Origin of the sequence: Hyphomonas sp., from assembly GCF_041398465.1 — a bacterium.
Classification (GTDB): domain Bacteria; phylum Pseudomonadota; class Alphaproteobacteria; order Caulobacterales; family Hyphomonadaceae; genus Hyphomonas.
The window spans coordinates 401,908-426,058 of sequence record NZ_JAWKUS010000001.1 but is presented as its reverse complement, the minus strand read 5'-3'; the positions used below and the strand labels follow the sequence as shown (position 1 = coordinate 426,058).

The 24,151-nt window shown below is 58.4% G+C and carries 30 protein-coding genes; 22 read left to right on the top strand and 8 right to left on the bottom strand.

Annotated elements, in window-relative coordinates; all coding sequences use genetic code 11:
- The first annotated feature begins 48 nt into the window (after window positions 1-48).
- Genes R3C98_RS02025 through R3C98_RS01990 form a run of 8 tightly spaced genes read left to right on the top strand, consistent with a single transcriptional unit; the run spans window position 49 to window position 6,936 of the window.
- Window positions 49-1,038 carry a FliM/FliN family flagellar motor switch protein gene (locus tag R3C98_RS02025; protein WP_371312457.1) on the top strand — a complete coding sequence of 330 codons (990 nt, stop codon included), beginning with the start codon at window positions 49-51 and terminating at the stop codon, window positions 1,036-1,038.
- A gap of 39 nt (window positions 1,039-1,077) precedes the next feature.
- Entirely contained in the window at window positions 1,078-1,944 is an 867-nt protein-coding gene (motA, locus tag R3C98_RS02020; RefSeq protein WP_371312456.1) for a flagellar motor stator protein MotA, read from the top strand.
- Complete coding sequence (locus R3C98_RS02015) at window positions 1,941-3,695, top strand: hypothetical protein (RefSeq protein ID WP_371312455.1); 1,755 nt, start codon at window positions 1,941-1,943, stop codon at window positions 3,693-3,695. Before motA ends, R3C98_RS02015 begins: the two co-directional genes overlap by 4 nt.
- On the top strand, window positions 3,695-4,432 hold the full coding sequence (locus tag R3C98_RS02010) for a flagellar hook-basal body complex protein (RefSeq protein WP_371312454.1): 738 nt from the start codon (window positions 3,695-3,697) through the stop codon (window positions 4,430-4,432). Before R3C98_RS02015 ends, R3C98_RS02010 begins: the two co-directional genes overlap by 1 nt.
- A gap of 34 nt (window positions 4,433-4,466) precedes the next feature.
- Window positions 4,467-5,252 carry a flagellar basal-body rod protein FlgG gene (flgG, locus tag R3C98_RS02005; RefSeq protein ID WP_371312453.1) on the top strand — a complete coding sequence of 262 codons (786 nt, stop codon included), beginning with the start codon at window positions 4,467-4,469 and terminating at the stop codon, window positions 5,250-5,252.
- Window positions 5,253-5,257: 5 nt separating this feature from the next.
- The gene (gene flgA / locus R3C98_RS02000; protein WP_371312452.1) at window positions 5,258-5,659 is read left to right on the top strand and encodes a flagellar basal body P-ring formation chaperone FlgA; all 402 of its coding nucleotides are present in this window, start codon (window positions 5,258-5,260) and stop codon (window positions 5,657-5,659) included.
- Window positions 5,656-6,363 (top strand): flagellar basal body L-ring protein FlgH, encoded by a 708-nt coding sequence (locus tag R3C98_RS01995; protein WP_371312451.1) that lies wholly within the window; start codon window positions 5,656-5,658, stop codon window positions 6,361-6,363. Before flgA ends, R3C98_RS01995 begins: the two co-directional genes overlap by 4 nt.
- Before the next feature lie 15 nt (window positions 6,364-6,378).
- Window positions 6,379-6,936: a hypothetical protein gene (locus R3C98_RS01990; RefSeq protein WP_371312450.1), complete on the top strand. Its 558-nt coding sequence runs from the start codon at window positions 6,379-6,381 to the stop codon at window positions 6,934-6,936.
- Window positions 6,937-6,967: 31 nt separating this feature from the next.
- On the opposite strand, the gene R3C98_RS01985 is transcribed toward R3C98_RS01990, so the two are convergent.
- Complete coding sequence (locus R3C98_RS01985) at window positions 6,968-7,597, bottom strand: flagellar hook assembly protein FlgD (protein WP_371312449.1); 630 nt, start codon at window positions 7,595-7,597, stop codon at window positions 6,968-6,970.
- A gap of 10 nt (window positions 7,598-7,607) precedes the next feature.
- Complete coding sequence (locus tag R3C98_RS01980; RefSeq protein WP_371312448.1) at window positions 7,608-9,026, bottom strand: flagellar hook-length control protein FliK; 1,419 nt, start codon at window positions 9,024-9,026, stop codon at window positions 7,608-7,610.
- Between the two features lie 121 nt (window positions 9,027-9,147).
- Here R3C98_RS01980 and R3C98_RS01975 point away from each other — a divergent pair, with 121 nt between their 5' ends.
- From R3C98_RS01975 to R3C98_RS01950, 6 genes are all read left to right on the top strand, one after another.
- Window positions 9,148-9,468 carry a hypothetical protein gene (locus R3C98_RS01975; RefSeq protein WP_371312447.1) on the top strand — a complete coding sequence of 107 codons (321 nt, stop codon included), beginning with the start codon at window positions 9,148-9,150 and terminating at the stop codon, window positions 9,466-9,468.
- A complete protein-coding gene (locus tag R3C98_RS01970; protein ID WP_371312445.1) occupies window positions 9,465-9,845 on the top strand; it encodes a hypothetical protein in 381 nt (126 codons plus the stop codon). The genes R3C98_RS01975 and R3C98_RS01970 overlap by 4 nt, the downstream gene beginning before the upstream one ends.
- A gap of 144 nt (window positions 9,846-9,989) precedes the next feature.
- The gene (locus R3C98_RS01965; RefSeq protein ID WP_371312444.1) at window positions 9,990-11,237 is read left to right on the top strand and encodes a flagellin; all 1,248 of its coding nucleotides are present in this window, start codon (window positions 9,990-9,992) and stop codon (window positions 11,235-11,237) included.
- 69 nt (window positions 11,238-11,306) lie between these two features.
- Window positions 11,307-11,696 carry a flagellar biosynthesis regulator FlaF gene (gene flaF, locus R3C98_RS01960; RefSeq protein ID WP_371312443.1) on the top strand — a complete coding sequence of 130 codons (390 nt, stop codon included), beginning with the start codon at window positions 11,307-11,309 and terminating at the stop codon, window positions 11,694-11,696.
- Window positions 11,696-12,130 carry a flagellar biosynthesis repressor FlbT gene (locus R3C98_RS01955; RefSeq protein WP_371312442.1) on the top strand — a complete coding sequence of 145 codons (435 nt, stop codon included), beginning with the start codon at window positions 11,696-11,698 and terminating at the stop codon, window positions 12,128-12,130. Before flaF ends, R3C98_RS01955 begins: the two co-directional genes overlap by 1 nt.
- 4 nt (window positions 12,131-12,134) lie before the next feature.
- A complete protein-coding gene (locus tag R3C98_RS01950; RefSeq protein ID WP_371312441.1) occupies window positions 12,135-12,965 on the top strand; it encodes a DUF1217 domain-containing protein in 831 nt (276 codons plus the stop codon).
- On the opposite strand, the gene R3C98_RS01945 is transcribed toward R3C98_RS01950, so the two are convergent.
- Window positions 12,949-14,295, bottom strand: a complete 1,347-nt coding sequence (locus tag R3C98_RS01945; protein ID WP_371312440.1) for a FliI/YscN family ATPase — start codon at window positions 14,293-14,295, stop codon at window positions 12,949-12,951. The two genes, R3C98_RS01950 and R3C98_RS01945, sit on opposite strands and share 17 nt — an antisense overlap.
- Window positions 14,296-14,389: 94 nt before the next feature.
- On the opposite strand from R3C98_RS01945, the gene R3C98_RS01940 reads away from it, so the two are divergent.
- The 8 genes from R3C98_RS01940 (at window position 14,390) to R3C98_RS01905 (ending at window position 20,014) form a co-directional block, all read left to right on the top strand.
- Window positions 14,390-14,746, top strand: a complete 357-nt coding sequence (locus tag R3C98_RS01940; protein ID WP_371312439.1) for a flagellar biosynthesis protein FlgB — start codon at window positions 14,390-14,392, stop codon at window positions 14,744-14,746.
- A gap of 11 nt (window positions 14,747-14,757) precedes the next feature.
- A complete protein-coding gene (locus tag R3C98_RS01935; RefSeq protein WP_371312438.1) occupies window positions 14,758-15,141 on the top strand; it encodes a flagellar basal body rod C-terminal domain-containing protein in 384 nt (127 codons plus the stop codon).
- Between the two features lie 23 nt (window positions 15,142-15,164).
- Window positions 15,165-15,467 carry a flagellar hook-basal body complex protein FliE gene (locus tag R3C98_RS01930; RefSeq protein ID WP_371312437.1) on the top strand — a complete coding sequence of 101 codons (303 nt, stop codon included), beginning with the start codon at window positions 15,165-15,167 and terminating at the stop codon, window positions 15,465-15,467.
- Between the two features lie 16 nt (window positions 15,468-15,483).
- Window positions 15,484-15,747 (top strand): flagellar biosynthetic protein FliQ, encoded by a 264-nt coding sequence (locus R3C98_RS01925; RefSeq protein ID WP_371312436.1) that lies wholly within the window; start codon window positions 15,484-15,486, stop codon window positions 15,745-15,747.
- A gap of 69 nt (window positions 15,748-15,816) precedes the next feature.
- Window positions 15,817-17,835: a flagellar biosynthesis protein FlhA gene (locus tag R3C98_RS01920; protein ID WP_371312435.1), complete on the top strand. Its 2,019-nt coding sequence runs from the start codon at window positions 15,817-15,819 to the stop codon at window positions 17,833-17,835.
- A complete protein-coding gene (locus R3C98_RS01915) occupies window positions 17,835-18,590 on the top strand; it encodes a flagellar biosynthetic protein FliR (RefSeq protein ID WP_371312434.1) in 756 nt (251 codons plus the stop codon). The genes R3C98_RS01920 and R3C98_RS01915 overlap by 1 nt, the downstream gene beginning before the upstream one ends.
- Window positions 18,591-18,598: 8 nt before the next feature.
- Entirely contained in the window at window positions 18,599-19,675 is a 1,077-nt protein-coding gene (locus R3C98_RS01910; RefSeq protein ID WP_371312433.1) for a flagellar biosynthesis protein FlhB, read from the top strand.
- A gap of 3 nt (window positions 19,676-19,678) precedes the next feature.
- Window positions 19,679-20,014 (top strand): hypothetical protein, encoded by a 336-nt coding sequence (locus tag R3C98_RS01905; RefSeq protein WP_371312432.1) that lies wholly within the window; start codon window positions 19,679-19,681, stop codon window positions 20,012-20,014.
- A 246-nt stretch (window positions 20,015-20,260) separates the two neighbouring features.
- Here R3C98_RS01905 and R3C98_RS01900 read toward each other — a convergent pair whose 3' ends face one another.
- The 5 genes from R3C98_RS01900 to R3C98_RS01880 are packed head-to-tail and all read right to left on the bottom strand — an operon-like array spanning window position 20,261 to window position 24,048.
- Entirely contained in the window at window positions 20,261-21,019 is a 759-nt protein-coding gene (locus R3C98_RS01900) for a hypothetical protein (RefSeq protein ID WP_371312431.1), read from the bottom strand.
- Window positions 21,016-22,068 (bottom strand): Rieske 2Fe-2S domain-containing protein, encoded by a 1,053-nt coding sequence (locus R3C98_RS01895; RefSeq protein WP_371312430.1) that lies wholly within the window; start codon window positions 22,066-22,068, stop codon window positions 21,016-21,018. Before R3C98_RS01895 ends, R3C98_RS01900 begins: the two co-directional genes overlap by 4 nt.
- Entirely contained in the window at window positions 22,068-22,217 is a 150-nt protein-coding gene (locus R3C98_RS01890) for a hypothetical protein (protein WP_371312429.1), read from the bottom strand. The genes R3C98_RS01895 and R3C98_RS01890 overlap by 1 nt, the downstream gene beginning before the upstream one ends.
- On the bottom strand, window positions 22,214-22,438 hold the full coding sequence (locus tag R3C98_RS01885; protein WP_371312428.1) for a hypothetical protein: 225 nt from the start codon (window positions 22,436-22,438) through the stop codon (window positions 22,214-22,216). Before R3C98_RS01885 ends, R3C98_RS01890 begins: the two co-directional genes overlap by 4 nt.
- Window positions 22,435-24,048 carry a glutamate synthase-related protein gene (locus tag R3C98_RS01880; RefSeq protein WP_371312427.1) on the bottom strand — a complete coding sequence of 538 codons (1,614 nt, stop codon included), beginning with the start codon at window positions 24,046-24,048 and terminating at the stop codon, window positions 22,435-22,437. The genes R3C98_RS01885 and R3C98_RS01880 overlap by 4 nt, the downstream gene beginning before the upstream one ends.
- Between the last annotated feature and the right edge of the window lie 103 nt (window positions 24,049-24,151).

Here is a 24,151-nt window from a genome sequence, read left to right as displayed (position 1 = left end):
CAGTAGGCACTCTCTAACAGACAGCCATGAAGGAACGCTGCGGAGCCGATGGTTAACTTGCTCCGGGCCGTTAATGGTTTTTCAACCGGTCACCCACCATCACTGGTTAACGGGACGGTACGTTTTATTAATAGGTGGCAAACTGTGTCTGCAGTTCTGCGGAAAAAGATCGACGCTGGAGCGGGTATTCCGCCAAGCATCATGCAATTGCAGCAATTCTGGCTGCAATTGCAGACCTGCACCCGGAACTGGGCGGCAGACACCTATGGAATTCTGCCGGATGTCACGCAGAGCAGCCGACGGGTCGTGACCGGTCAGCAGGCTCAGAAGAAACTGGAAACTGAAACCGGCTTTTACTTTGCCGCCAAAACGTCACCGGGCTTGGCGGGCATTGCCATGGACGCGGCCGGGGCCATCCGCAATGCGGCCGTGCGCATGAATCAGGACGCCGAAAGCCTTGGTGATGCGTCGCCCTTGTTCCTGAAACTTCTTGCAGAACAGGCCGGGTTGGATCTTGGCGGCCAGGTCGCCGCAACCGTGATCAAGACGGGCGAGGGCGTCACCTCCACGGCAGACCCGGCTGGCGCGGTCGGCAGTTTCGATTCGAACAGCCGTTATCTGCTGGTGGAATACCAGCTCAAGCTGGACGACGAAGTCTCCAGCATTTGGTTCGCCTTTGCCTTTGAATTCATGCAACAATTTACCGTTTCCACAAAACGGGCTGCGGCTGAGCAAAAAGCAAATGCCCGGGGCCACAGTCAGAGGTCGCTGAGCAACAGCATTCTTGCATCCACGACAACATTGGATGCGGTGCTGGATCGCCTGGCCCTGACCATCGGCGAATGCGCCAAGCTGGAAGTCGGTACCGTGTTGCCACTCGCCGGCGCGGACGCCAGCAGGCTGTCGCTGACGGCGGATACGGTGAACGGAAGTGTCGATATCGGGTCGGGTGAACTCGGCGTCTGGAAACGCCAGAAGGCGTTGAAACTCAAGACGCCGATCTCTGAAAGTTTTGCGCAGGAAATCGTGGATTCATAGCAATCATCCGTATCGGGATTGCTAGAGGGGAGTTGAGCAGTGAATGCAATTATAGGGATGCTGGTGACGGTTGCCATGGTGTTTGGCGGCTACCTTCTCGCCGGCGGCAAAATGGAAATCATCACGCATGCTCTTCCTTTCGAGGGCATGATGATTGGGGGCGCGGCACTTGGTGCGTTCCTTGCGGCCAATGATTTGACGACGATCAAGCACACCGTTGGCGATATTGTGTCGGTGTTCAAAGGACCGAAGTGGAAGAAGCAGGATTATCAGGATCTGTTGTGCCTGATGCATGAGCTGCTGAATGTGCTGAAGCAGAACCCGGTTGATATTGAGCCGCACATCGAAGCGCCCAACGAGTCCGAGATCTTCGCGAAGTATCCGAAAATCCTGAAGGACCATTCTGCTGTCGAGATGATCTGCGATACGATCCGCTCGATGATCATGAACTTCGACAATGTTCATCAGGTCGAAGAACTTCTGGAAGCACAGCTGGAGGGTCTGCAGGAAGACAGCCTGCACGGTGCCCATGCGCTTCAGAACATGGCCGATGCGCTTCCGGCACTCGGAATCGTGGCGGCCGTTCTCGGTGTGATCAAGACAATGGCTGCCATCGACAAGCCACCCGAAATTCTCGGCGGCATGATCGGCGGCGCGCTCGTTGGTACATTCCTCGGCGTTTTCCTTGCCTACGGGATTGTCGGGCCATTTGCCAACAAGGTGAAGCACAACCGTACCGAAGAGCACTTCTTTTATGCCACGATTGGCGGGCTTCTCGTGTCCAACCTTCATCACAACCCGGTCAACATCTCTGTCGAGGTGGCCCGGCGCCATGCGCCAGCGCGCGTTCGCCCCACCTTCGATGATGTTGAGCAGGCAATCCGGGAGCTGAAAAAGGCGGCATGAAGCGGCTTTGCCTCCTCCTTCTGCTATGCAGCTACCTCGCGCCGGTATCACTTGCGCGTGAGAACACCGAAGTTGCAAGCAATGCGGAAGAGGGGGCGCCGACCCAGCTGGCGAGCGAACTGGATCAGTTCGTACGCGATGCCATCGACGAGGGACTCCTCACGCCGACCGGACATCTAGAACCGGAAGCAGAAGCCCATGCGGAAGAAGACGCGTTGCCGGAGGGCGTGCGCCGGCGGCAGGCCGCGCCTTTTCCGGTCGAAATCGATTGCGATGGGCCTTATCCGCTGGATTTCGGCGAATTCGAACGGTTCGACCGCTACCAGCAGATCTACACCTTTCAGGAAAGTGCATCTGGCCTTTCCGGTGAATCTGAAGGGCTGGCGGGCATTGAACTTGCCAAAGCCTATCTGGCGCTCGGGCTCTATTCAGAAGCCGGGATGGTGTTGAAGTCGACGCCTGGGCCGGTCGCCGCGGCATACCGGAAGGTTTCCAGCCTGATGGAAAACCGCATAGCGGCAGATGTGAACTATTTCCGGAAACTGGCGGAGTGCCGCGAAGAGGCAGGTGTCTGGCTCGGGGCTGCGCTTCTGGCCAATGACCAGGACGAGGGTGTCGAGACGTTCAGTGAAAACCTGAACGGCTTCCGGAAACTACCTTTCCGCTTGCGGGCAGACCTGACGGCGATGGTGGTTCCACAGCTCGACAAGCGGGGCGAACGCATCCTTCCGGTCAAACTGCTGGCTGACTTCACACCTGAACAGGTGACCGAAGCATCGCAGCTGCAGTTCGTGAAGGCTGTGATCGATCTCGGGCAAGATCGTCCTGATGCGGAAAAGTCGGTTCGGAAATTCCTGAGCGAACCCCTGTTCCAGGAGCAGGCGCTCGCCGTCCTCATGCGTCACGGCAAGCCGCTGAGCGATGCGCATGAGGAAATCCTTCTGGGCGAGCTCATGAAAAAGTTCGGGCAGACGGGCAATGACCGGGAGCTTGCGGCCAGTCTTCAGTACGCGCTTCAGGAACTCAGCGGCAGCTCGCACTACCAGCCGATCATGGAACTGTCCGGCATGCCGGCATTGCAGAACGAGGCGGCGCAGAGAGAAATTCGCCGTCAGTTCATCGGCGGCCTGGAGCGCGACCTTGCGAGCGACAACCGGTTACGCAATCTCGCCGCGATCAATGCACTGGTCTCCGACCACAGCATTCTTGAAGAGGCGCCTGAGCGGTCGCACCTCTACCGGTCCGGTGCGTCATTGGCGGTTCGTTTTGGCCTCGTTTCGCTGACCCGCGTCCTGATGAACCGGGAAGACGCTGACGACGACGTCATCTCCGAGTTGGCGGGCCTGGAATACCGTAGCGGTGACTACGATGCCGTCGCGAACTGGGCACAGGCCTATCCTGAAAATGGTGCCTTGAACCTCCTTGCCGCGGAAAGTGCGATCCGGAAAGGAGACACAGCCGGCTTGAGGGTTTACGAGCGCCGATTGCAGCTGACTCCAGAAACCATTCTGACGCTTGTCGAACTGGATGCGGCCTCCAATCGCTGGTTGGTCGCAGACTATATTTATAGCGCAGCTGCTGACCTGAATGATCCGGTGCAGAAGCAGCGCGCGGAACGCGTCTTTGCCATGCGGGCAGCAGCCAGGGATCTGGCGAAGCCGACGCGGGCAAAACTCGCAATGTCCAAAGTGGCATCTGTACTCAGCAGATCAGAGCCTTCTTCAGAACAAGTCACCGGAGGCGCGCACTAATGTCGAACGCCATCTACGCCATGCTCGGCCGTCAGCAGGGACTGATGCAGGAAATGCAGGTTGTTGCGAACAACCTCGCGAACTCCAGCACAACAGGTTACAAGTCCGACCGCGCTCTTTTTGGCGAATTCCTGGTCGCGACGGGCAATCAGTCATCGTCTCTCTCCATGGGCGGGTTGGCCGGACATAGTTTCGCCATGGCGCAGGGCGCGCTCAAGATAACCGGCGGAGAACTCGATCTTGCAATTCAGGGGGATGGCTTCTTCCTGGTCAATACGGAGCAGGGGCAGCGCCTGACGCGCGCGGGACATTTCCAACTGTCTACGGACGGCCAACTGGTCGACATGAACGGCAGCGCAGTTCTGACTTCTGGCGGTACACCGATCAACATTCCTCAGAACGCCAGCGAAGTTCGCGTTGCTGCGGACGGGACTGTCACGGTGAGCGCTGGCGATGGCCTGCCGCCGGAGGAAGTTGGTCAGATCGGAGTGGTGACTGTCGATCAGGAGGCCACGCTGGTGCGGGATTCCAATTCCTATTTCTCCGCCCCGAACGGACACAGACCAGCAGAGAACAACGAGATCGTTCAGGGGGCATTGGAGCAATCCAATGTTTCTCCGGTGCTTGAGGTTGCGCGCATGATCGAAGTGCAGCGCGCCTACGAAGCCGGACAGGCCCTGTTCGAGCGCGAGGACCAGCGCGTCAACCAGCTGATCAGCGCAGTTCGTAACGGGTAACAAGAGAAGCAGCAGGTAAGAGAAGGAGCAGGACGTGAAATCTCTACAGATCGCCGCCACGGGGATGGCCGCCCAGCAGATGCGGGTCGACGTCATTTCGAACAACATCGCCAACATGAGTACTGCCGCATACAGGCCCCGGTCTGCCGAATTCTCGGATCTTGTGTACCAGCAGTACCTGACGCCGGGCACGTCGACGTCTCAGGTCGGGACGCTGGTACCGGCGGGTATCCAGATCGGTACCGGTGTGCGTCCGTCCACGGTTTCCATGGAACTGACGCAGGGGGCCCTGAACCCGACCGATGCAGAGCTGGATCTTGCGATCGACGGATCAGGATACTTCGAAATCACGCTTCCCTCAGGCGAGTCGGCGTATACGCGGGATGGCAAGTTCAACCGCGGACAAGACGGCCAGATCGTGACCATGGACGGCTTCCCGCTGACGGATGGGATCATCATTCCCGACGATGCTCAGAAGATTTCCATCAGCCGGGATGGCGAAGTCGTGGCCTATTTCGAAGGCGTCACGGAAGGGCAGGCCATCGGCAACATTCAACTCGTCCGCTTTGTGAACGAGAAGGGGCTGGAGGCGATGGGGGACAATTTGTTCCGCGAAACACAGGCTTCTGGCACACCGACACAATTGGTTCCCGGCACTGAGGGTGCTGGCTTCATCCGGCAAGGTTTTCTCGAGGGCTCTGGCGTCGACGTGGTCAAGGAGATCTCGGAACTGATCGAAGCGCAGCGCGGTTACGAGCTCAATTCCAAAGTGATCACGGCATCTGATGAAATGCTCGCTGCGACGACGAGGGTGAAGTAACCGCAATGTCCATTCTCGCTCTCAGCCTTGGAATGATGACCGCCTTCACTGGTTCGTCTTCCCTCGTAGCCGCAGAAGTCATCCGCGCCGGCGATCCTGTCACGGCATACAACGCGACGACCGAAGATGGCGGAAATGCCTCCGGCGATCCGCTGGTTGGTCGTGAAGTTCTCCGGACAATCTATGCAGGGAAACCGATCACCATTGAGAATACGCGGGCACCTATGGTCGTCCGGCGTAACCAGATCGTCTCTGTCAGATACATAAAGGGCGGTTTGGAAATTACCGCATCCGGCCGGGCTCTTGGGGATGCAGGGGTCAATGAGCCTGTGGCCGTATTGAACCAGCAATCGAAGCAAATGGTGCAGGGCATCGTTCAGGAAAGTGGGTGGGTACTGGCGCAATGAAGAATTTCATCTCTACGGCTATTCTCGCAACGGCTGCCACTGCCTGTGCCGGGTCACCGCTCTCTGATCCAAAGCCGGAACCGGTCCCGCTTTACGCAGGTCCATGGGCCGGGGCAGGGGTCGACATGGATGCAGTGACCGAACCGAACCCGTCGCTCTGGGCGACATCCCCAAACGCGCTCCTCAGCATGCGCCGGGCGAAAGCAGTCGGTGACCTCCTGACCGTGGTCGTGGAAATGAATGACCAGGCCAGTCTCAAAAGCTCCCTGTCCCGGAGTCATGGGTCAAGCGAGGATATGAGTATAGATGCGCTTCTCGGATTGCCGGATGTCCTGAACAACGCCTTGCCCGGTTCGGCCAGCGTTTCGCCGGCAATCGACTTCCAGCGCAATTCGAACATGGCCGGCAATGGCGCCGTCAACCGGGCTGAAAAAGTGACGTTTACACTTGCAGCCCGGGTTGTTGGCGTTGAACCCAACGGGAACTTAATCATTCAGGGGTATCAGCAGACACGGGTCAGTAACGAGATCCGATATCTGAGCGTCTCGGGCGTCATTCGCGCCCAGGATATTACCCGGACCAACACTGTAACGTATGACAAGATCGCCGATGCCCAGCTTTCCTATGTCAATCAAGGTGACACAACCGGTCCCAACGGGCGCAAGGCGGTGCCGAAACTCCTCGACAAGGTACTGCCCTTCTAAGAGTGGGAGACCGGCATGAAACATGTCATCTCTGCGGTGGTCGCGGTCGTGTGCATCCTCGTCGGCGGCATTACGGGACATTTCGTGAAGAACGGCCTGACAGCCGCGGCTGGCACGAGTGCACATGAAGCGGATTCCCATAAGGCTGCAGATGCCCACGGCAGCGAGAAGAAGAAAGATTCCCACGGGGCGAAAAAGGAATCCTCGGGCCATGGTGGCGGCGGTCATGGTGGCGGCGATGCGTCCGGTGATGTTGTCTATTTCAAGTTCACCCGTGAATTCATCGTGCCGATCATGCATGATCGAAAGGTCGAAAGCCTGGTGATCCTGAACATCAACCTGGAAGCCGACTCCAGCATTTCACAAAAATTGTTCTCGATGGAACCCAAGGTCCGGGACAATGTCATGACGACGCTGATCGAGCTTAGCAATGATGGCCGGACGTTCGAGAACATAACGGATGTCGAGAGCTACGAGACCATCCGCGCAATGGTTTTGCTGAACCTGCAGAAGGCCGTGCCTTCAGGTATTCAGAACGTGCTGATCGTGGATATCGCGCAGCAGGATCTCTGATCCACCGATAGGGTAGGCGTGCGGCTTGCTTTTACCGGCTGTACTTTTCGACGTTTGCCATTTCTGTGGTCAGGTTCAATGACGTTTCCAGCAGCATGGTTCCGTTTTCGTCAGCGGTAACACCCGTCACAGTGCCGATCAGGCGTGGTGAGGATGTCCTCTGAATTTCTCCGTTCTTGTACATCTGGATTTCCAATTGGTAGACGCCGTCCTCGGCGAGTTGATCTCCATTGGAGGTTTCACCATTCCAGGTGTACTGGGCCGCATCAGGGTCCAGTGTTTTTGACCAGATTTCGTTGCCGTTTGAATCCCGTACTTTCAGCACGGTTTCATCGGTCGATTCAGGAATGTCGACGACAAAGTCCACACCTTCACCGGCATAAGGCGCCCAGGATGTGTCGACGGCGACGGTTTCTCCGAGCCACTGACCGGCAAGAATGCTGGAGTGCAGCCCGCCAATCATGCCGGCGATGCTTTCCAGGTGCGTGTTTGAGGCGACCTGCTGTTCCAGAGTCGAGAAGGTCGCCAGCTGGTCGACGAACTGCGTTGAGTCCATCGGTGACAATGGGTCCTGATTTCTGATCTGGGCAGTCAGCAGCTTGATGAAGGCGTTGAACTCACTACCGATTGTTTGGGTTGTGGCGCCAGATACGTCGGACATGGGTAAATCCTTACAGTCGAATATCGAGACCGCCGCTCGCGGTGCGGGCAGGACGGATCGAGTCTGCGGTCAAGTTCACAGAGGTGAGAAGGCCCGGCTCAGCAGCCGTATTGCCATTGTTGAACAGACGCCCGGATGCGGGCGTATGAGATTGCTGATGACCGGATTGTTGCTGCTGGAAAGTCATGTTCTGGCCGGACAGCCCGCTGCGCTCCAGCGCCTGCGTCAGTTCGAAATGCATGAGGCGAAGCTGCCTGAGTGCTTCCGGAGATTCGCCCGTCACCGTGATGTGCTGTATTCCGTGTGCATCGAACTTGAAGTCGATGGAAACGCGGCCGAGCTCCGGTGGATCGAGTTGCACGGTGATCCTGTCTGGCGTGTCATCCGGAGACGATACTGCGTCCGTGATGATCTTCACCGTCTCTGCCGGGCTGGCGGTCACGATGGCATTCGTGGGCGTCATCTGGATTTGAGACTGGGCCGGCTGTGCGGCTGGCTGGGAAGCGGGCGAAGCCCCAAGAGCGGCCGCGAGAATTGGAGAACCGGCGTCCGGGGAAGGGGCGGCGTGAGTCGAAGTAGCCGACTTGACCGTTTCGGAGGTTTCCTCCGGCGAAACATTCGCAAGATCGGTCAGGAATGCGTCTTTCTGCTCGACAAGGTCAGCGTTGCTGGAAGGATGTTCGCTCTTTTGTCCTTCAGTCGCAGCCATTGTCTGCGAAGCCGCCACATCTGAAGCTGCGGCTGCCGTGTCCTTCACGGCTGTGGAGATGTTGAGACGTGTATCTTTGCCGGAAGTGCGAAGAGCAGACTGACTGACATCACTCGGCGCTGTCGCCTGTACTGTCATGGCCTGAATTTCGGGATCGGCAGGCGTGTCCTTCAGTGAACTAATTTTATCCTGACGGTTATCGGCGGTGTCCACAGACTCCCGTTCGCCGCCGGAGGATTTGCCACTAGAGGATAATTCAGCGTCCGCGGGCAATTTAGATGCTTCCACCGGGCCGGCAGCTGCGCCAGCCACTCGGATGTTATCATCATCTTCGGACGGATCCGAGGCTTCCGTGGAGGCCGATCCTGCATGGCGTTCGTCTGTTGCGAGCAGTTCAGCTTCGTCCCGGGTAATTGCTTCTGTGACGGTTTCGCTGGGAGGCTCGCCGCTATTTGCGGACAATGCCCCCTCCGTTTCGATTTCGGCATCAATGCTACCGTCAAGCGGCGAGCTGATTGCTTTCGGGGCGGGCTCCGCATCTGAAGCTTTGACTTCGGTGGACGCAGGCCCATCGCCTTTATTCTCTTGGGTACCGCGATCTGCTTCCAGGGAGCGGGCGAACGCATCCCCGGATCCGGCCTCTGGTGCCTTGGATCCCGCACGGTCAGATCCCGGCTTTGTTTTCGCAAGCGCCAGACCCGGTTCAATCATAAATGTCATAATCGGTTACGATTCCCCGTCCCAATATTAACCAAGTTACAACGAAAGGACATGAAAACAGCGTTAACGCGCATACCATTGCGGCAAAAATTTCTGCAGCAGTCCGAACCCGGAGGATCAGATGTCTCAGCCTGTCTCTTTCCAGGCATATACGGCACAGATGCCCGGCATTTCTGATCCGAGTGCAACAGGGAAGGGTGCGTCTGATGCGTCGGAACTCGGCAAGCGATTCGAACAGATGCTCTGGACCGAGATGCTGTCCTATGCCGGTCTCGACAAGGCATTTGCGCAGGATGGCGGTCAGGCTGCTGAGACTTTCTCAAGATACCTGATTGAATCGATCGCAGCAGATCTGGCTGAAACCCACCCCATGGGGCTGGGGGAGGCAGTCGACCGCACGGTGGCCGCCAGCCAATCACTACAACAGGATGCCGCAAAATGAGTCAGGATTTGATCCAGAATGAATTGGACGGATTAAAGGAGACGCTGGCTCTGGAGCGGCAATACCTTCTTGCTGGCCAGGCTCGCGACACAATTGATCTGGCGGAGGCGAAGCTGTCGGCCATGGACGCACTGGAAACTGCCTTCGGATCGCTCGAGGTCGGCTCAGCACCTCGCGCCTACCAGAATGACATGATGGAAATCGTCTCGATGGCGAAAGAGAACGCCATCCACTTTGAAGCGATTCAGAATGGCCTGCGGCGTGCCATCCAGCGGGTCGAGTCCCAGCATGCGAACGCTTATGTTGGTTCTTATACGCAAACAGGCGGGCAGGTTGCGTTTACAGAAGTCACCGGACAATTCCTGAAAAAGGCCTGACTGGTTAACTGCTTGTACATTCCCCGATTGTAATCAGGTTCTTGAAACCTGGAGGGGTTGGCGGATTTCCGCAGTCAGGACGACACGAAAATTAATCAGGCCGCGACCCGTTCGCTGGCCTCGTTCCTTAGGGATGGGTATAATATGTCCAGTATTCTGACTAATAACAGCGCAATGGTTGCGCTCGACACGCTGCGTGGCATCAACAAAAACCTCGCATCTGTCCAAAACGAAATTTCGACGGGTAAGTCTGTCTCCAGCGCCAAAGACAATGCCGCGATCTGGGCGATTTCGACGGTCATGTCGACCGACGTTGAAAGCTTCAAGCAAATCTCCGACTCGCTGAACCTCGGGTCTTCGACGGTTGGTGTTGCTCGCGTTGCTTCGGAAAAAGTGACCGAGCTGCTGCAAGATATGAAAGAGCTGATCGTTACGGCCCAGGGCGCCAACGTTGACCGCTCCAAGATCCAGACCGAGATCGGCGAGATCCGTGAAAACATCGCTTCGGTTGTCGGTGCTGCTCAGTTCAACGGCCTGAACCTCGTCGATGGTTCTTCCACGGCCGACATGCAGATCCTGTCTTCGCTGGACCGCAGCTCTTCGGGCACTGTTTCGGCTTCCTTCATCGACGTTGCGCGTCATGACCTGTCGATCAGCAACACTGCAACTGGCGCAACTTTCGGCGGCACCGCTGTCACCAACCTGACCATCATCAACAACGGTGGTACAAATGCTGGTACGGCTGCGACCGTCGCTGACGGCGCAACGCAGGCCATCACCATCGCTGCCGTCGCTGATGGTAACTCCTACCGCATCGTTCTCGATGACTCGGCCACGACGAACAGCGTTGGCCAGCGCACCTTCGAATACGTTGCTGGTGCGGATGACAGCCTGAACTCGGTCGCTGCCAACCTGGCCAACCAGATCAACACTTTCTTCGGTGCTACCGGCGAGACCAACTACACGGTTTCCCGTACCGATGATGTGATCTCGATCACGAACAACTCGGGCGCCAACCTTTCGGTTACTGCCGCTTCCGCAACTGGCGGTACGGCTGGCACCTCTGCCGGTGGTCTGGGTAACGTTGCCACGATCGACGTCACGACCGACGCTGGCGCAACGGCTGCTCTGACCTCGATCGAATCTCTGCTCCAGACGTCGATCGACGCTGCAGCCGGCTTCGGTTCTTCGCAGACCCGTATCGAAAACCAGACTGACTTTGTCAGCTCCCTGATCGACTCCATGACTTCCGGTATCGGTGGTCTCGTGGATGCCGACATGGAAGCTGCTTCGGCCAAGCTGCAGGCCCTTCAGGTCCAGCAGCAGCTCGGCGTGCAGTCGCTGTCCATTGCTAACCAGGCGCCGCAGACTCTGCTGTCGCTGTTCCGCTAATATGATGTGTAGCCCGGGAGCCAATGGCGGTTCCCGGGCTATCACTTCAACAACCCCGGGGAGGGTGCTTTGCAATCACTGGCTTTCAAGGCTTATGGGGAGGTCAAGCAACGCACAGCTGGGGAAAAGGAAATTGAGTTCGCGTTGTTCCGTCAGATCACGGACGCGCTCAAACAGGTTTCAGAAGAAGATAACGTCCAGCCTACCGATTGGGCAGATGCTATCCACCGGAACCAGCAATTGTGGACCACGATTGCCATTGACCTGCTTCACCCTGGCAATGCCTTGCCGGACGAGATGAAGCGGAGCCTTCTCTACCTTGCAGAATTTGTTCGTCAGACCAGCATGAAGATCATGGCTGGTGAAGGCGAGATCGCTGACCTGATCGAAATCAACCAGTCCATCATGAGTGGCCTGGGCGGCGCGATGGCTGGCGATGCAGCTGGGGAGGGTGCCTGATGTCAGGTCTCGTTTTCAAAGTGGCGCCGGGTGAGCGGTTCATTATCAATGGTGCAACTCTCGAGAATGGCGACAAGCCTGCACGCATCCGTGTCGTCGAAGGGGATGCCCGTGTCCTTCGTTGCCGGGATGCCATGCATCCGACGGAAGTCGATACGCCCGTAAAACAGGTCTATTACGCCATCCAGCTCCTAGTGACCGGCGACCTCAAGGAAGACGCGACAGTTCCGGCGATTGATGCCGAATGCGCACGCCTTGAAGATGTGTTTGATCACATCGACCCGGAACTGATTCCGGTGCTCCGATCCATGATTACCCGGGGAAATTATTATTCGGCCATGTGCCATCTGCGACAGATCATGCCGATTGAGGCGGAACTTCTGGCGCTGTCCGGCCGGAGTGCCGCGCCTTTGCTCCAGGCAAAGGTCGCCTGAACCAATGTTCCAGCCTGCCATCCCACTGTCCGGTATAGGTGGATGGAAGTTCCTGCAGGCGACATATTCGCGCCAGCTGGAATCCTTCAGTGATTCGCCGCAGGTCCGGAATGACCGGGACTACATGCTGGACAAGCTGTCTCAGACCATGACTGTCGACGACTTCATGGCGGACAAGCGCCTCCTGCGCATCACCATGACATCCTTCGGTCTGGCAGGTGAAGAATGGAAAGGCGGGTTTATCCGCAAGGCACTTGAAGAGGTAGGGGACCCCGAAAGCACTTTTCTGCCCCGCCTGAACAATACGAAGTACACCAAATTCGCTGAAGCCCTGTCTCCGATTGACGGCAAGATCATCATGTCGTCGGCCGCGCGAGCGAGGATAGCTGTAAATTTCGAAGCGCAGTCATTCCGGTCGGCCGTCGGGGAAGTCGACGATTCGATGCGCCTTGCTCTCAACTACCAGTCCGAGATCAGCGGTATGGTCGGGACAGATTCCAGCGACAAGACCATTCTGTATCGGATTCTTGGGGATGTGCCGGTTCGTACCGTGATGCAGACCGCGTTCAATCTGCCTGATGGGATCAGCAGTCTTGATCTCGATCGGCAGGCAGAGGTCTTCCAGGAACAGATTACGTCCGTTCTCGGAATTAGTGACATGTCGGAATTGAGTTCGCCGGAGATGACCGAGAAGATGATTCATCGGTTCCTGGCGATGGAGACTCTTGAGAATGGGTCGACATCCTATTCGCCTGCCTCAGCGGCTTTGACCCTGCTGGGCAATGGCGTGGGTAGTCAGGCCAGCCAGAATCTGTTCCTCAGCCTTCTGTCGTAGACGCACTCGCGGGCGAGCGGGACGCGTCTTCCGGACCGAGTATATTCTGAAGTTTTCCAAATGCTGCAGCGACCCCATCCGGGCTCCTGGTGCCCATGAATGCGTCGAGCGCTGGGAAGAGCGCAATCGCATTGTCGCCGTTATCATCCTTCCCGAATTCATACAGGTTTGCCCTCAGCATGGGTTCCAGCTCTTCATAGAGCGCGAGTGTCTGCCGGCACCGGCGGATGAGGGCATTCTCTTCAGCGGTCGCGGCGTGCGGTAGCGCACGAGAGACCGACCGGAGCACATCAATCGCCGGATAGCGCTGGCGTTCCGCGATCTGACGCGACAGGATGATGTGGCCATCCAGGATGCCACGGATCATGTCTGCGACCGGCTCTTCCATGTCCGACCCGGCAACGAGTACGGAGTAAATGGCGGTTATGTCGCCTTTGTCGCCAAGTCCTGGTCCCGCCCGTTCGGCCAGTTCCGAAATGACCCGGACGGTCGAAGGGGGGAAGGCGTTCAGTGCCGGGGTCTCTCCGGCCATCAGCGCGGTTTCGCGGTGCGCCTCGGCAAATCTCGTTATGGAATCGAAGAGAAAGAGTACGTTGTGTCCCTCGTCCCGGAAATGTTCGGCTGCGGTGATGGCGCAGTAAGCCGCACGTTTCTTGGCGCCGGGTGGTTCGCTGGCGGTCGCCGCGACCACGACGGTCTTCGACATGATCGATTGTGGCAGCACATTCCGTACGAACTCGTTCACTTCGCGGGAGCGTTCACCGATCAGGGCGATGACAACCCGGTCTGCATCCAACCCTGCTGCGAGGGAACCGAGAAAAGTCGACTTGCCCACGCCGGAGCCTGCGAACAGACCGAGCCGCTGGCCCTGGCAGATTGGCAGCAGCGTGTCGGTGATCATCCAGCCGGTCTTCAGCCGGTTGCCGATACCTCGACGGGCGTGAGCTGGCAGGGGAGCGGTGTTCAGTCGGCGATTGGTGGCGCGCATCGGGACCGCTGGCGCCGCAACGCCCGTGATATCGCCGCGATAGTTGATGATCTGACCGAGCCAGTGGTCGCCCGGCTCAATGCGCGGTTCCTGCTGGATCTGGACCGCGTCGCCGATCCGGATCGCGTCGCAGGGGGAATACAGGAGGGCGGTTACACTGTCTCCGGAAATCGACAGGATTTCCCCGAGGATGCTCATGCCCTGTTTTTCAATGAGGATTTCGTTGCCGACGCCGGCCAGTTCGCTGATCCCGGCAATCCTGATCATGCCCGGGGCAACCTCGGTGACCGTGCCCCAGAGCCTGTAAAGTGTAAACGAGGGCGAGGCGGCACCCACAGGCATGGTGTAAATCCTAACAAAACGAGTCGATCGGTTAACTCTTTCTTCAACTTATCGCTTGAAGTCTTGTTAACGAGTTAACCAAGACGAGTCTGTCATGATTTCCCAGCTTCCGCTTTTCGAAATCTACGGCGCGATGGCCCGTTACGCCGCCGAGAGCCAGAAGGTGAGCGCGACCAATATCGCGCATGCCGACGAGCCGGGTTACAAAGCCAAGCAACTTGAGTCTTTCGAGTCGTATCTCGCGCGCGCCAGTAACAGCGCGTCGCACACAGGACTGAACACCTCATTCAAGGTGATCGAGTCCGATGGACCGGTTTCGCCAAGCGGTAATTCGGTCAGCATCGAAATGGAAATGTTCAAATCGGCGGAAGCAGCCGGTCAGCACGAGCAGGCAATGACGGTCTATGCCAAGTCGCTGGATCTGCTGCGCACTGCACTCGGAAAGTATTGAGGGAGGTCTGATTGAACCCACTCAAGCAAATCATGATGCAGGCGGTCTCCGGCATGTCGCTGGAGCAGAAGCGTGTCACACTGGCGTCGGAGAATATCTCGAACGTCGACACGCCGGGATACCGCCGCAAACTGTTGCTGCAGGAAACGCTGCCCGGCAATGGCGCCGATTTTGCGGCAACCAAGGTCATGCTGGATGAGACACCGGGTCAGAGGGAGTATGACCCGTCCCATCCGATGGCCGATCAGGACGGTTACGTCACCATGTCCAACGTTTCCCTGATTACGGAAATGGCAGACCTGCGCGACGCGAACCGCACCTACGAGGCCAATCTGAACTCGTTTCAGCAGGCCCGCACGATGTACCAGTCACTACTGGATGTTCTACGCCGCTAACGCGGTAGAAGGGGAGATGGGTAATGTCGACAGTGGGGTTCAACGCCTATACGGCGCTTAATACTGCGCGGCCTGCAGATGCAGCTGGCTCAGCTGGCGCGGCTACCAAGACCGACGACAAGAATGTCGTGGCCGAAGGCATCTCAGACTTCCGGGCTGCTCTTCAGCAAGCGGAAGGTTCGGCCATGGACACGGCTGTGTCCGGCGCAGATCCACATGCCATGGTCGCTGCGCTCGCAAATGCCGAGATGATGCTCGATGCGGCCGTGACGATCCGCGACAAGGTCGTCGAGGCTTATCAGGAACTGCTGCGGATGCCGGTCTGAGGCCGGAGGGTGCGGCATGTCCGAGGCGGAAATCTTTGAGGTTCTGAGAGCCCATATCTGGGGTGCCGCCATGATAGCTATGCCGATCCTGGTGACGACGCTCATCCTTGGTTTTGTCATCGGCCTCCTGCAGGCACTGACCTCGATCCAGGAAATGACGCTGACCTTTATCCCGAAGATATTTGCCGTCGTCGTCGTGTTCTTCCTGTCGCTTGGCTACATGACCCGTATCGCACTCGATCTTTTCAACAATTACGTCCTGCCGCTCATTTCAGAATAGGTCCCGCCCGTGGAGACGAAGAAACTTTTCGGTCTTTCGAACCCAACCGCACTTCTGGCGATTGGCTTGATGATGATCATCCTTGTGATGATCCTGCCAGTTCCGGCATGGGTCATGGATATTGGCCTGACCTGTTCATTTGCATTCGCAATCCTCATCTTCACGACGGCCATCTTCATCGAGAAGCCGCTGGACTTTTCCTCTTTCCCGAGTGTGTTGCTCGCGTCGCTGATCCTGCGGCTGGCTCTGAACGTGTCGTCGACAAAGCTGATTATCGGCGATGGCCATACGGGTACGGATGCTGCAGGCGGCGTCATTCAGGGCTTTGCCATGTTCATCATGGGCGGGAACCTGTTCGTGGGCCTCGTCGTGTTCGGCGTTCTGGTGATCGTGAACTTCATGGTCATCACCAAGGGTGCGGGCCGTATGGCTGAGGTCGGCGCCCGCTTCGCCCTGGACGCCATGCCGGGCAAGCAGCTCGCCATCGACTCTGACCTCGCCGTTGGCGCCATTTCTCACGAAGAAGCCAAGAAGCGGCGCCAGAAGGAACAGGAAGAAGCTGCCTTCCTCGGCTCGCTGGACGGTGCGTCGAAATTCGTGAAGGGCGACGCGATAGCCGGCCTGCTCATCACCGCGCTGAACCTGCTGGCCGGGATCGGTATCGGCCTGACGGTGCATCACCTCAGCTTCTCCGAAGCCCTCAGTAATTATTCGATCCTGACAGTAGGTGACGGCCTCGTCTCACAGATCCCGGCAGTTATCGTTTCCGTTGCCGCAGCGCTTCTCCTGTCGAAGGGGAGGGAAGACGGCTCCATTGACCTCGCGCTGGTGGCGCAACTCGGCGGCAACGCTGCAGCACTGTTTATCGTTGCGGGTATTCTTGGCGTGTTCGCCCTGTTCCCGGGCCTGCCGTTCATTCCGTTCATGCTGGCCGCTGTCGGCTTCGCAACCGCCGCCTGGTTCATCCACCAGCAGCATCAAAAAGCCGAGGCCGACAAGGAACTGGCGCTTGAGGAGGAAGTTCCGGAACCGGTCAAGTTCGGCGACTCCATCCATTCGGACGAGATCCACCTCGAAGTCGCGCCGGATCTCGTGAACCTCGTCCTGCTGGGGGATAATGGCTTTGAAAGCCGGATCCAGAAGATCCGAAGGTATATCGCCGAGGAGTATGGATTCGTCCTTCCACCCATCAGGATGACGGACAATCCGATCCTGAAGAAGAACGAATACCGTATCCGCATTCAGGGCGTTCGCATCGATTCCGGCTTCCTGCGGCCAGGCTCAGTGCTTGCACTGCTGGAAGACGACCAGCTACCGCATCTAGATGGCGAGAAGGTCAAGGAGCCGGTCTACAAGGCTGCCGCCCGTTGGCTGGCTTCCGGCAAGAAGCAGGAACTCGCGGCTTCTGGAATTCCTGCAGTCGAGCCGATCGAAGTTCTGGCGACGCACATGCTGGAAGTCATCCAGTCGAACTTCTCGCTGATCTTCACGCGCATGGTAATGCTCGACACGCTGGATGCCCTCACGAAGGTGTCCGATCCGGACCGGGCCGCTGCGAACCGCCGGTTCCTCGACGAATACATACCGGGCAAAGTCACGCCGGAACTGTTGCTGTCGGTCATTCGTCTCCTGCTGGAGGAGCGTGTATCGATCCGCAATCTGTTCCTCATTGTCGAGACTCTGGCAGAGGCCAAGCAGGCCGGAGCCAACATCCAGAGGTCTGTGGAAATGGTGCGCCAGCGGCTCGCCTTCCAGATTGTCGACCGCCTTCAGGACGAACAGGGGCGCCTGCCACTGGTCCAGCTGTCTACCAATTGGGAACAGAAGTTTGCCCAGTATGAAATCACCAATGAGAACGGCAACAGCGATATTGCGCTGCCGCCGGAATTGTTTGGTGAGCTGACGAATTTGGTTCAGACCAAACTGAACGAAGCGGCCCGCAAGGGTGTGATTGCTTCGGTGGCGACCACGTCGCGCCGGCGCCGCTTCTTGCAGACCGTGCTCGTCAGCAAGGGTATTCGCAATGCCGTGTTGGCTTACGAGGAAATCAACGCCAAGACGAAGCCGTACATTATCGGCGTTGTCTGATGTTTCTGGGCTTGCCCGTCCCCGACGCGCTGTCCGCCTGGATCGCGCTGGTCATGGTGATCGTTGCGCGGTTGAGCTTCATCATCTTCTTCATGCCCGGTATCGGTGAGCAGACCGTTCCGCTGCAGATGCGGGTGATGATCCTGCTCGCGCTTTCGGCGATGTTCTCGATTTCAGGCTTCATCGCGCCGCCGGCGACGGACTCGTTTGCGTCCTATGCGGGTGTGCTTGCGACGGAAGTGGCCATCGGCTTCTCGCTCGGCGTGGTCCTGAGGGTCACGATCTGGATGCTCAGCATTGCGGGCACAGTGATCTCGCAGTCCATCGGCCTGTCGCAGCTTCTGGGGATCGCGCTGGAGCATGAACAGCAGACCATGACGGCAAACCTGCTGTCGATGGCGGGGGCTGCACTACTGCTCTCAGCCGATTTTCACATCAAGGCAATTGCCAGCCTGTTGCGTCTTTATACGGATGTGCCGATCGGCGCGCTGGAAGCCATGAACCAGGACATGCTGGTTCAGGCGTTTCTCTCTGCATTTGGCCTGGCTATCATGCTGGCCTGGCCATTCGTGGCGGTGAATTTGCTGTACAATATCTGCCTCGGATTCATCAACAAGGCGCTGCCTTCGCTGATGGTGGCCTTTGTCGGTGCACCGCTGATGATCGGCGCAGGCGTTATCCTGCTCGCCTTGTCGATCATGGGCCTGCTGGTGGTGTGGGAAGGCCGTATTCCTGATATCGTTGTCTGGCAGTGAGGTAGACCATGGCTGAGCAGGATACAGACAGCGGCGAAAAGGAATTCGAAGCCACCGAGCAGCGCCGCCAACAGGCGCGCGAAGAAGGTAATGTCCCGCAGTCCAAGGAAGCCAATACGCTGGCGCTGATTATCGCGACCATGGTGGCGGCGGTGGTGCTGCAGACGGCGATTGGCACCTCCGTGTTCCAGGACTTTTCGTCCATGCTGTACCACGCCGACGCCTTCTCCGAGGACATCTTCGATTCCGGCGGTTCCGAGACACGCAGCTGGCTATCGACCACGCTGATCAAGTTCTCTCCGGTCCTGCTGATCCTCGGCGCTATCGTCTTGTTGGCGCTGGTTGCCCAGCGCTCCATCTCCTTTTCGGCAAAGAAGGTGCAGGCTGATCCGAAGAAGCTGTCACCGATTGAGAACCTCAAGAAAAAATATGGCGCCAAGGGCCTGCTGGATTTCCTGAAGGATACGGTGAAGCTGACCTTCGCGGCCACGATCGCGGTCGTCTTCCTCGTACAGCTTGCGCAGGACTATTATGCCTCCAGCGCTATCCAGCAGGGCCAGTTTGCCGATTTCACATTCAGCCAGGTGCTGAAGCTGATCTTCTGGTTCCTCCTGTTTCAGGCAGTCCTGGCGGCGATCGACCTGCCGCTTCAGCGCCGTCTCCATGCCAACCAGCTGAAGATGACGCGCGAGGAGATGAAGAAGGAACTGAAACAGTCCGAAGGCGACCCACAGCTGAAACAGCAGCGCCGCCAGAAGGCGCAGAAGATCACGCGCGGCCAGATGCTGACCAATGTGAAAGACGCCACTGTTGTCATGGTGAACCCGGAGCATTACGCCGTTGCCTTGAAATGGGATCCTGACTCCAGCAAGGCGCCGGTCTGCGTGGCCAAGGGCGTCGACCATCTCGCCGCCCGCATTCGCGAAGTTGCGACCGCGAACAATGTGCCCATCTATCGTGACCCGCCGGCGGCGCGGTCAATGTACAGCCTGGTCGAAGTGGACGAGGAAATCCGCCCTGAACACTTCGCCGCCGTGGCCGCCGCAATCAATTTCGTCGAGCGCGTGAAAAGGCACATGGAGTAGGGGATGGCACAAAAAGGTCCGCCCCTTCAGAAACTTGTCGCCCTCAAACGCCAGCGGGCAGAGCAGGACCTGCTGAGTGTCCAGCAGGAGTTGACGGCCTTGAAGACTGACCTGCAGCGTCTGGAAACAGATCTGGCTGCGCTCAATGGTGAGGCGGGCGGGATCGAATCCCATATCCTGTCCTACGAACACGGTTATGCGCAGCGCCAGACCTTCGCTATCCAGGCCTGCCGCGCAAAGATCGCCGAGAAGGAAGCGGAATTCACCGCAGCCCGCGAAGCCCTGAAGCGCGCCTTCGATTCCGAACAGCGCCTGCGCCGGGAATCTGGCGGGCCCTGATCGCTACGCTTGATCTTTGAAGGCTGCCTCGCCACAAGTCCGCCCATGCTAGACTATCGTTTCTCCGTGGCGCCCATGATGGACTGGAGTGAAAGTGCATACTTATCAGTGGGTTATATGGCATCGTGTGCGCTCCGTGTGCAGCGGAAATATCGGAAAAAATGGTTAGCTCGCCTCGTTCCCGGGTAAGGATGGAAATGTGAGAAGAACAAAGTTGGTGAACGATTCTGTGTTCGGAGTTTCGTTCTACACGCGTTCGAAACGAGTTATGGGTGCATCCAATATCAGAAGATCGTCGGCCCGGACTAATTCGCCGCTGAGCCGCACGGGGTCCGCAATAAATGGCAGCAGTTCATCTCCGTATGACCGCCCATTGTCCACCATGATCATCAGCGCAGACCTATCCCCCTTGTCCCGCGCGAAGAAGGCGGGGGGGATGCCGCCCCGTATACAGAGGGAGGCGCAGGCTTTGTGGACCTTGCCTTCCGAGGGGCGCATCGCGCCGAACCAGCATTTGGAATCGAGGATTTCACCGGCCAGTGAAATGCTGCCAAGGGGTTCCGGATCGGGGAAGACCAGCGAGGGATCAGCTGGGCCATCATCCTCACGAATCCACTCGCCCATCTCGTTGACGGCGATCATGGAATGCCGTCCCCGCTGGATCAGACTGCCGGTGATGACGACCGCCTTTCCGGCCAGAGAACCAAGTCTCGCTGCCACACCGCATTTGCCAAGGCAGGAGAGCAGGGCCGTGCGTGGCCCGCCGCCAAGGTCCAGTGTGCGCAGCATGGCATAGGGCGTGCCGGTCACGATGCCGCGCCATTCCCGGATAGCGCCCTGGTTCCAGCTGCCGGTTCCGGGAGGTGTCTGGAGCGCGGCGAGCCCGCCGGCAAGTACGGCGCTTCCCACCGTCAGGCCTATGCCGGCCCGCAGGAAGAAGCGGCGGTCGGGCGCGGGTGTGTCCGCCCAGCCAACGAAGAAGCTGTCGTCTTTTTTGCGGGTCATGAGGCGGCCCCCTCGATCAGCGATGGTGTGACAGGTGTGCCGGGAGCCAGAGGCAACGGGTTCACGTAAACGATGCCATCGCGGATCTTCGTCTCATAAGTGGAGATGCGCTCAGTGAAGGGTTCCGGTGAGCGGCCGTCTTCAGGGCGGTACTGGAAGCCGTGCCACGGGCAAGTGATGCAGCCGTCGATGATCTGGCCTTCGCCAAGCGGACCGCCCTGATGGCGGCAGACATTGGAGACGGCATGCACCTTGTTGCCATTCCGGAACACGGCGATGCGCTCTGCGCCTTCCGGCTCAAGGATGACAGCACGGCTGTCGGGGATGTCTGCTGCCTGTCCCGCCTCAAGCCATCCATCTACCCTCCTCACTTTCCGGTCAGGACCGGATGCGAAGAATGCCGAGTAGAGCTGGAGTGCCGTAACGATTGTCGCGCCGGACACCAGAAGGGCAGCATAGGCCGGATGTTTTTCAAACTGGATTGCGCCAAGCGCGACATGCGCGACCAGCAACACATACGCGGCGTGCACGAACAAGTGGATCGTCTTCCACAGGCCGGGGCCAAGATTGGTGTTCCAGAAATCATGGCTGGTCGCCGCCATGAGGAAGAGGATCAGAAGTGCGATCAGCCCCAGGGATTCGAACGGAAATCCGTAGATGGAATCATATCGCGGATTGGAAGCCAGCAGGGAGACAAACGGATTGATGTCCGAAAAGCCGTGATACCAGAGCGTCACCAACCCTGCATGCGCCAGAGCAATCAGGAATGTCGTCACCCTGAGATGGCGGCGATTGTAGAGCAGGGGCTTGAGCCGAGGGGTCAGGCGGGCAAGCGGGCCAATACAAAGGATGAAGGTCAGCATCAGGAATGCGAGTGTTCCGGTTGCACGGATCATCATCTGGACCGGTGTGAAGCTTTCGCCGTCCGGCATCGCCAGCGCAGAAACTGCGGCGAACCCCGTCAGATAGATCGCAACACCGGCCAGCATCCACGTGTCGAAACGCTTCTTGAATGGGGTCCAGGTGACGGCCTTGTACCCATGCGCCATCAGCGCGCCTCCGTGACGGCGAAGCCCGGAAGCGTGTCGTTGAGAGGCATGGCCTTTCGGCCGGATAGTGCGGCGATCAGGACGACGACCAGAAGCGGCGCGGCGATGATCCAGATCGATCTGTGAGCGGTTCGGTGTGCGCGTTTCATGATATGGGCGGTGCCTTCTGTGTGAAGAGTTTTAACAGGATCAACGGCCAGAGCCCCATGGCGCCTGGAAACACCAGAAGCCGGGCCTGCAGAGGCATGGCTTTCGCGTCCGGATCGATACGTCCTGCACCAAATGCAACGAAGCCCAGAGCGATCACTGCGCCAACAGCGAAGTAGAGGCCCAGCAGGGTGGCAATCAGGTTTGCGGTCGCAAGGCTCATCTGGCCACTCCCGCATAGCGGATGCCCGAAAGGTCGGCCATGTCGCGTTTGAACGTGATGATGTCTTCGGCATTGAAATCAGAGAGCGCATGGTGGCCACAAGCGCGGGCCATGACCTGCATCAGCTCCACGCTCGCCTCGAAGAAGTTCTTCAGGCGGTGGGCAGATTTCTCGGCGACCAGGCGGGACACAAGATGCGGTTTTTGCGTCGCGATACCTACGGGGCAGTTATTGGTGTGGCAGGCGCGCATAGCGACGCAGCCTATGGCCTGCATTGCGGAATTGGACAGCGCCACGGCATCCGCGCCGAGCGCCATTGCCTTGATGAAGTCAGGCGCGGTGCGGAGGCCACCCGTTGCAATCAGCGTCACATCCGGTGCATGCGCATCGAGGTGCTGCCGCGCGCGGGCAAGGGCAGGGATGGTTGGTACGGAGATATGATCGCGGAAGATCAGGGGCGCAGCGCCCGTGCCGCCGCCGCGTCCGTCAAGGATGATGTAATCAACGCCGACTTCCAGTGCTGCGTCGATATCCTTCTCCACATTCTGCGCAGACAGCTTGTAGCCGACAGGAATACCGCCTGTCCGCTCACGGACTTCCGCGGCGAAGTCTCTGTACTGGGAAAGATCCGTCCAGTCGGGGAAGGTGGGAGGCGAAATTGCGTCATCGCCGGGGTTCAGGCCGCGCACTTCCGCAATCTTTTCGGTGACCTTCGCGCCGGGCAGGTGACCGCCTGTGCCAGTCTTTGCGCCCTGTCCGCCTTTGAAGTGGAAGGCTTGCGCTTTCAGCACCTTGTCCCACGAAAAGCCAAACCGGGCGGAGGCGAGTTCGTAGAAGTATTTCGAGCACGCTTCCTGCTCTTCCGGCAGCATGCCGCCTTCGCCGGAGCAGATGCCCGTGCCAGCCAGTTCTGCGCCGCGCGCCAGCGCCACCTTGGCGGAGGCGGAAAGCGCGCCGAAGCTCATGTCGGACACGAATAGCGGAATATCCAGCACCAGAGGCTTCGCGGCCCGCGGGCCGATCACCGTTTGTGTGTAGACAGGCTCACTCTCCTGAAGCGGACGCCGGTGAAGTTGTGCCGTGACGATCTGGATGTCATCCCAGTCCGGCAGCTGGTCGCGGGGCACACCCATTGCGTCGACAGGGCCGTGGTGGCCGGTCTTCGAGAGGCTGTCGCGCGCCAGCGCCTGGATTTCTCCGTTGCGTGGCTCTTCGTTCTGGCCGTGGCTGGTATCCTGATACAGGCCGAGATAGTCGTCGCGTTTGAAAGGTTGCGGATGGTCCTTTGCCCAATCGCGAATTTCGTCTTCGTCGACCAGCACGTCATCGCCCTCAACCCAGGCGGCGAATTTCTGCAGGACTTCCTTGTTCTCATATTCGGATACGCCGGTATCGACCCGATAATCCCAGTGGTGCAGGCCGCAGATGAGATTGTCATTCTGGTCGACATACCCATCCGCCATCAGCGCGCCGCGATGCAGGCAACGGCCATAGAGGACGGAGACCTTGTCATCGAACCGGACGACCACGAGATCGACATCGGCTACCAGCGCATAGGCAGGCTTGCGGTCCTCAAGCTGGCTCCATTTTGCGATGCTGACCTGTTTCATCCTGTCTCCCCGGGAGGCATGTTTCTGGCGATTGAGGGCCAGCTTACGGAGACGGTCCGCGCGGGTCCAATTCATCACGGGTATAGCGGTCATGATTTCTTGG

Bases quoted from the DNA above. Each gene is read 5' to 3' on its own strand.
- R3C98_RS02025 (WP_371312457.1), top strand. From the start codon at position 49: ATGGTTAACTTGCTCCGGGCCGTTAATGGTTTTTCAACCGGTCACCCA.
- R3C98_RS02015 (WP_371312455.1), top strand. From the start codon at position 1,941: ATGAAGCGGCTTTGCCTCCTCCTTCTGCTATGCAGCTACCTCGCGCCG.
- R3C98_RS02010 (WP_371312454.1), top strand. From the start codon at position 3,695: ATGTCGAACGCCATCTACGCCATGCTCGGCCGTCAGCAGGGACTGATG.
- flgA (WP_371312452.1), top strand. From the start codon at position 5,258: ATGTCCATTCTCGCTCTCAGCCTTGGAATGATGACCGCCTTCACTGGT.
- R3C98_RS01995 (WP_371312451.1), top strand. From the start codon at position 5,656: ATGAAGAATTTCATCTCTACGGCTATTCTCGCAACGGCTGCCACTGCC.
- R3C98_RS01990 (WP_371312450.1), top strand. From the start codon at position 6,379: ATGAAACATGTCATCTCTGCGGTGGTCGCGGTCGTGTGCATCCTCGTC.
- R3C98_RS01985 (WP_371312449.1), bottom strand. From the start codon at position 7,597: ATGTCCGACGTATCTGGCGCCACAACCCAAACAATCGGTAGTGAGTTC.
- R3C98_RS01980 (WP_371312448.1), bottom strand. From the start codon at position 9,026: ATGACATTTATGATTGAACCGGGTCTGGCGCTTGCGAAAACAAAGCCG.
- R3C98_RS01975 (WP_371312447.1), top strand. From the start codon at position 9,148: ATGTCTCAGCCTGTCTCTTTCCAGGCATATACGGCACAGATGCCCGGC.
- R3C98_RS01970 (WP_371312445.1), top strand. From the start codon at position 9,465: ATGAGTCAGGATTTGATCCAGAATGAATTGGACGGATTAAAGGAGACG.
- R3C98_RS01965 (WP_371312444.1), top strand. From the start codon at position 9,990: ATGTCCAGTATTCTGACTAATAACAGCGCAATGGTTGCGCTCGACACG.
- R3C98_RS01955 (WP_371312442.1), top strand. From the start codon at position 11,696: ATGTCAGGTCTCGTTTTCAAAGTGGCGCCGGGTGAGCGGTTCATTATC.
- R3C98_RS01950 (WP_371312441.1), top strand. From the start codon at position 12,135: ATGTTCCAGCCTGCCATCCCACTGTCCGGTATAGGTGGATGGAAGTTC.
- R3C98_RS01945 (WP_371312440.1), bottom strand. From the start codon at position 14,295: ATGCCTGTGGGTGCCGCCTCGCCCTCGTTTACACTTTACAGGCTCTGG.
- R3C98_RS01940 (WP_371312439.1), top strand. From the start codon at position 14,390: ATGATTTCCCAGCTTCCGCTTTTCGAAATCTACGGCGCGATGGCCCGT.
- R3C98_RS01930 (WP_371312437.1), top strand. From the start codon at position 15,165: ATGTCGACAGTGGGGTTCAACGCCTATACGGCGCTTAATACTGCGCGG.
- R3C98_RS01925 (WP_371312436.1), top strand. From the start codon at position 15,484: ATGTCCGAGGCGGAAATCTTTGAGGTTCTGAGAGCCCATATCTGGGGT.
- R3C98_RS01920 (WP_371312435.1), top strand. From the start codon at position 15,817: ATGATGATCATCCTTGTGATGATCCTGCCAGTTCCGGCATGGGTCATG.
- R3C98_RS01915 (WP_371312434.1), top strand. From the start codon at position 17,835: ATGTTTCTGGGCTTGCCCGTCCCCGACGCGCTGTCCGCCTGGATCGCG.
- R3C98_RS01910 (WP_371312433.1), top strand. From the start codon at position 18,599: ATGGCTGAGCAGGATACAGACAGCGGCGAAAAGGAATTCGAAGCCACC.
- R3C98_RS01905 (WP_371312432.1), top strand. From the start codon at position 19,679: ATGGCACAAAAAGGTCCGCCCCTTCAGAAACTTGTCGCCCTCAAACGC.
- R3C98_RS01900 (WP_371312431.1), bottom strand. From the start codon at position 21,019: ATGACCCGCAAAAAAGACGACAGCTTCTTCGTTGGCTGGGCGGACACA.
- R3C98_RS01895 (WP_371312430.1), bottom strand. From the start codon at position 22,068: ATGGCGCATGGGTACAAGGCCGTCACCTGGACCCCATTCAAGAAGCGT.
- R3C98_RS01890 (WP_371312429.1), bottom strand. From the start codon at position 22,217: ATGAAACGCGCACACCGAACCGCTCACAGATCGATCTGGATCATCGCC.
- R3C98_RS01885 (WP_371312428.1), bottom strand. From the start codon at position 22,438: ATGAGCCTTGCGACCGCAAACCTGATTGCCACCCTGCTGGGCCTCTAC.
- R3C98_RS01880 (WP_371312427.1), bottom strand. From the start codon at position 24,048: ATGAAACAGGTCAGCATCGCAAAATGGAGCCAGCTTGAGGACCGCAAG.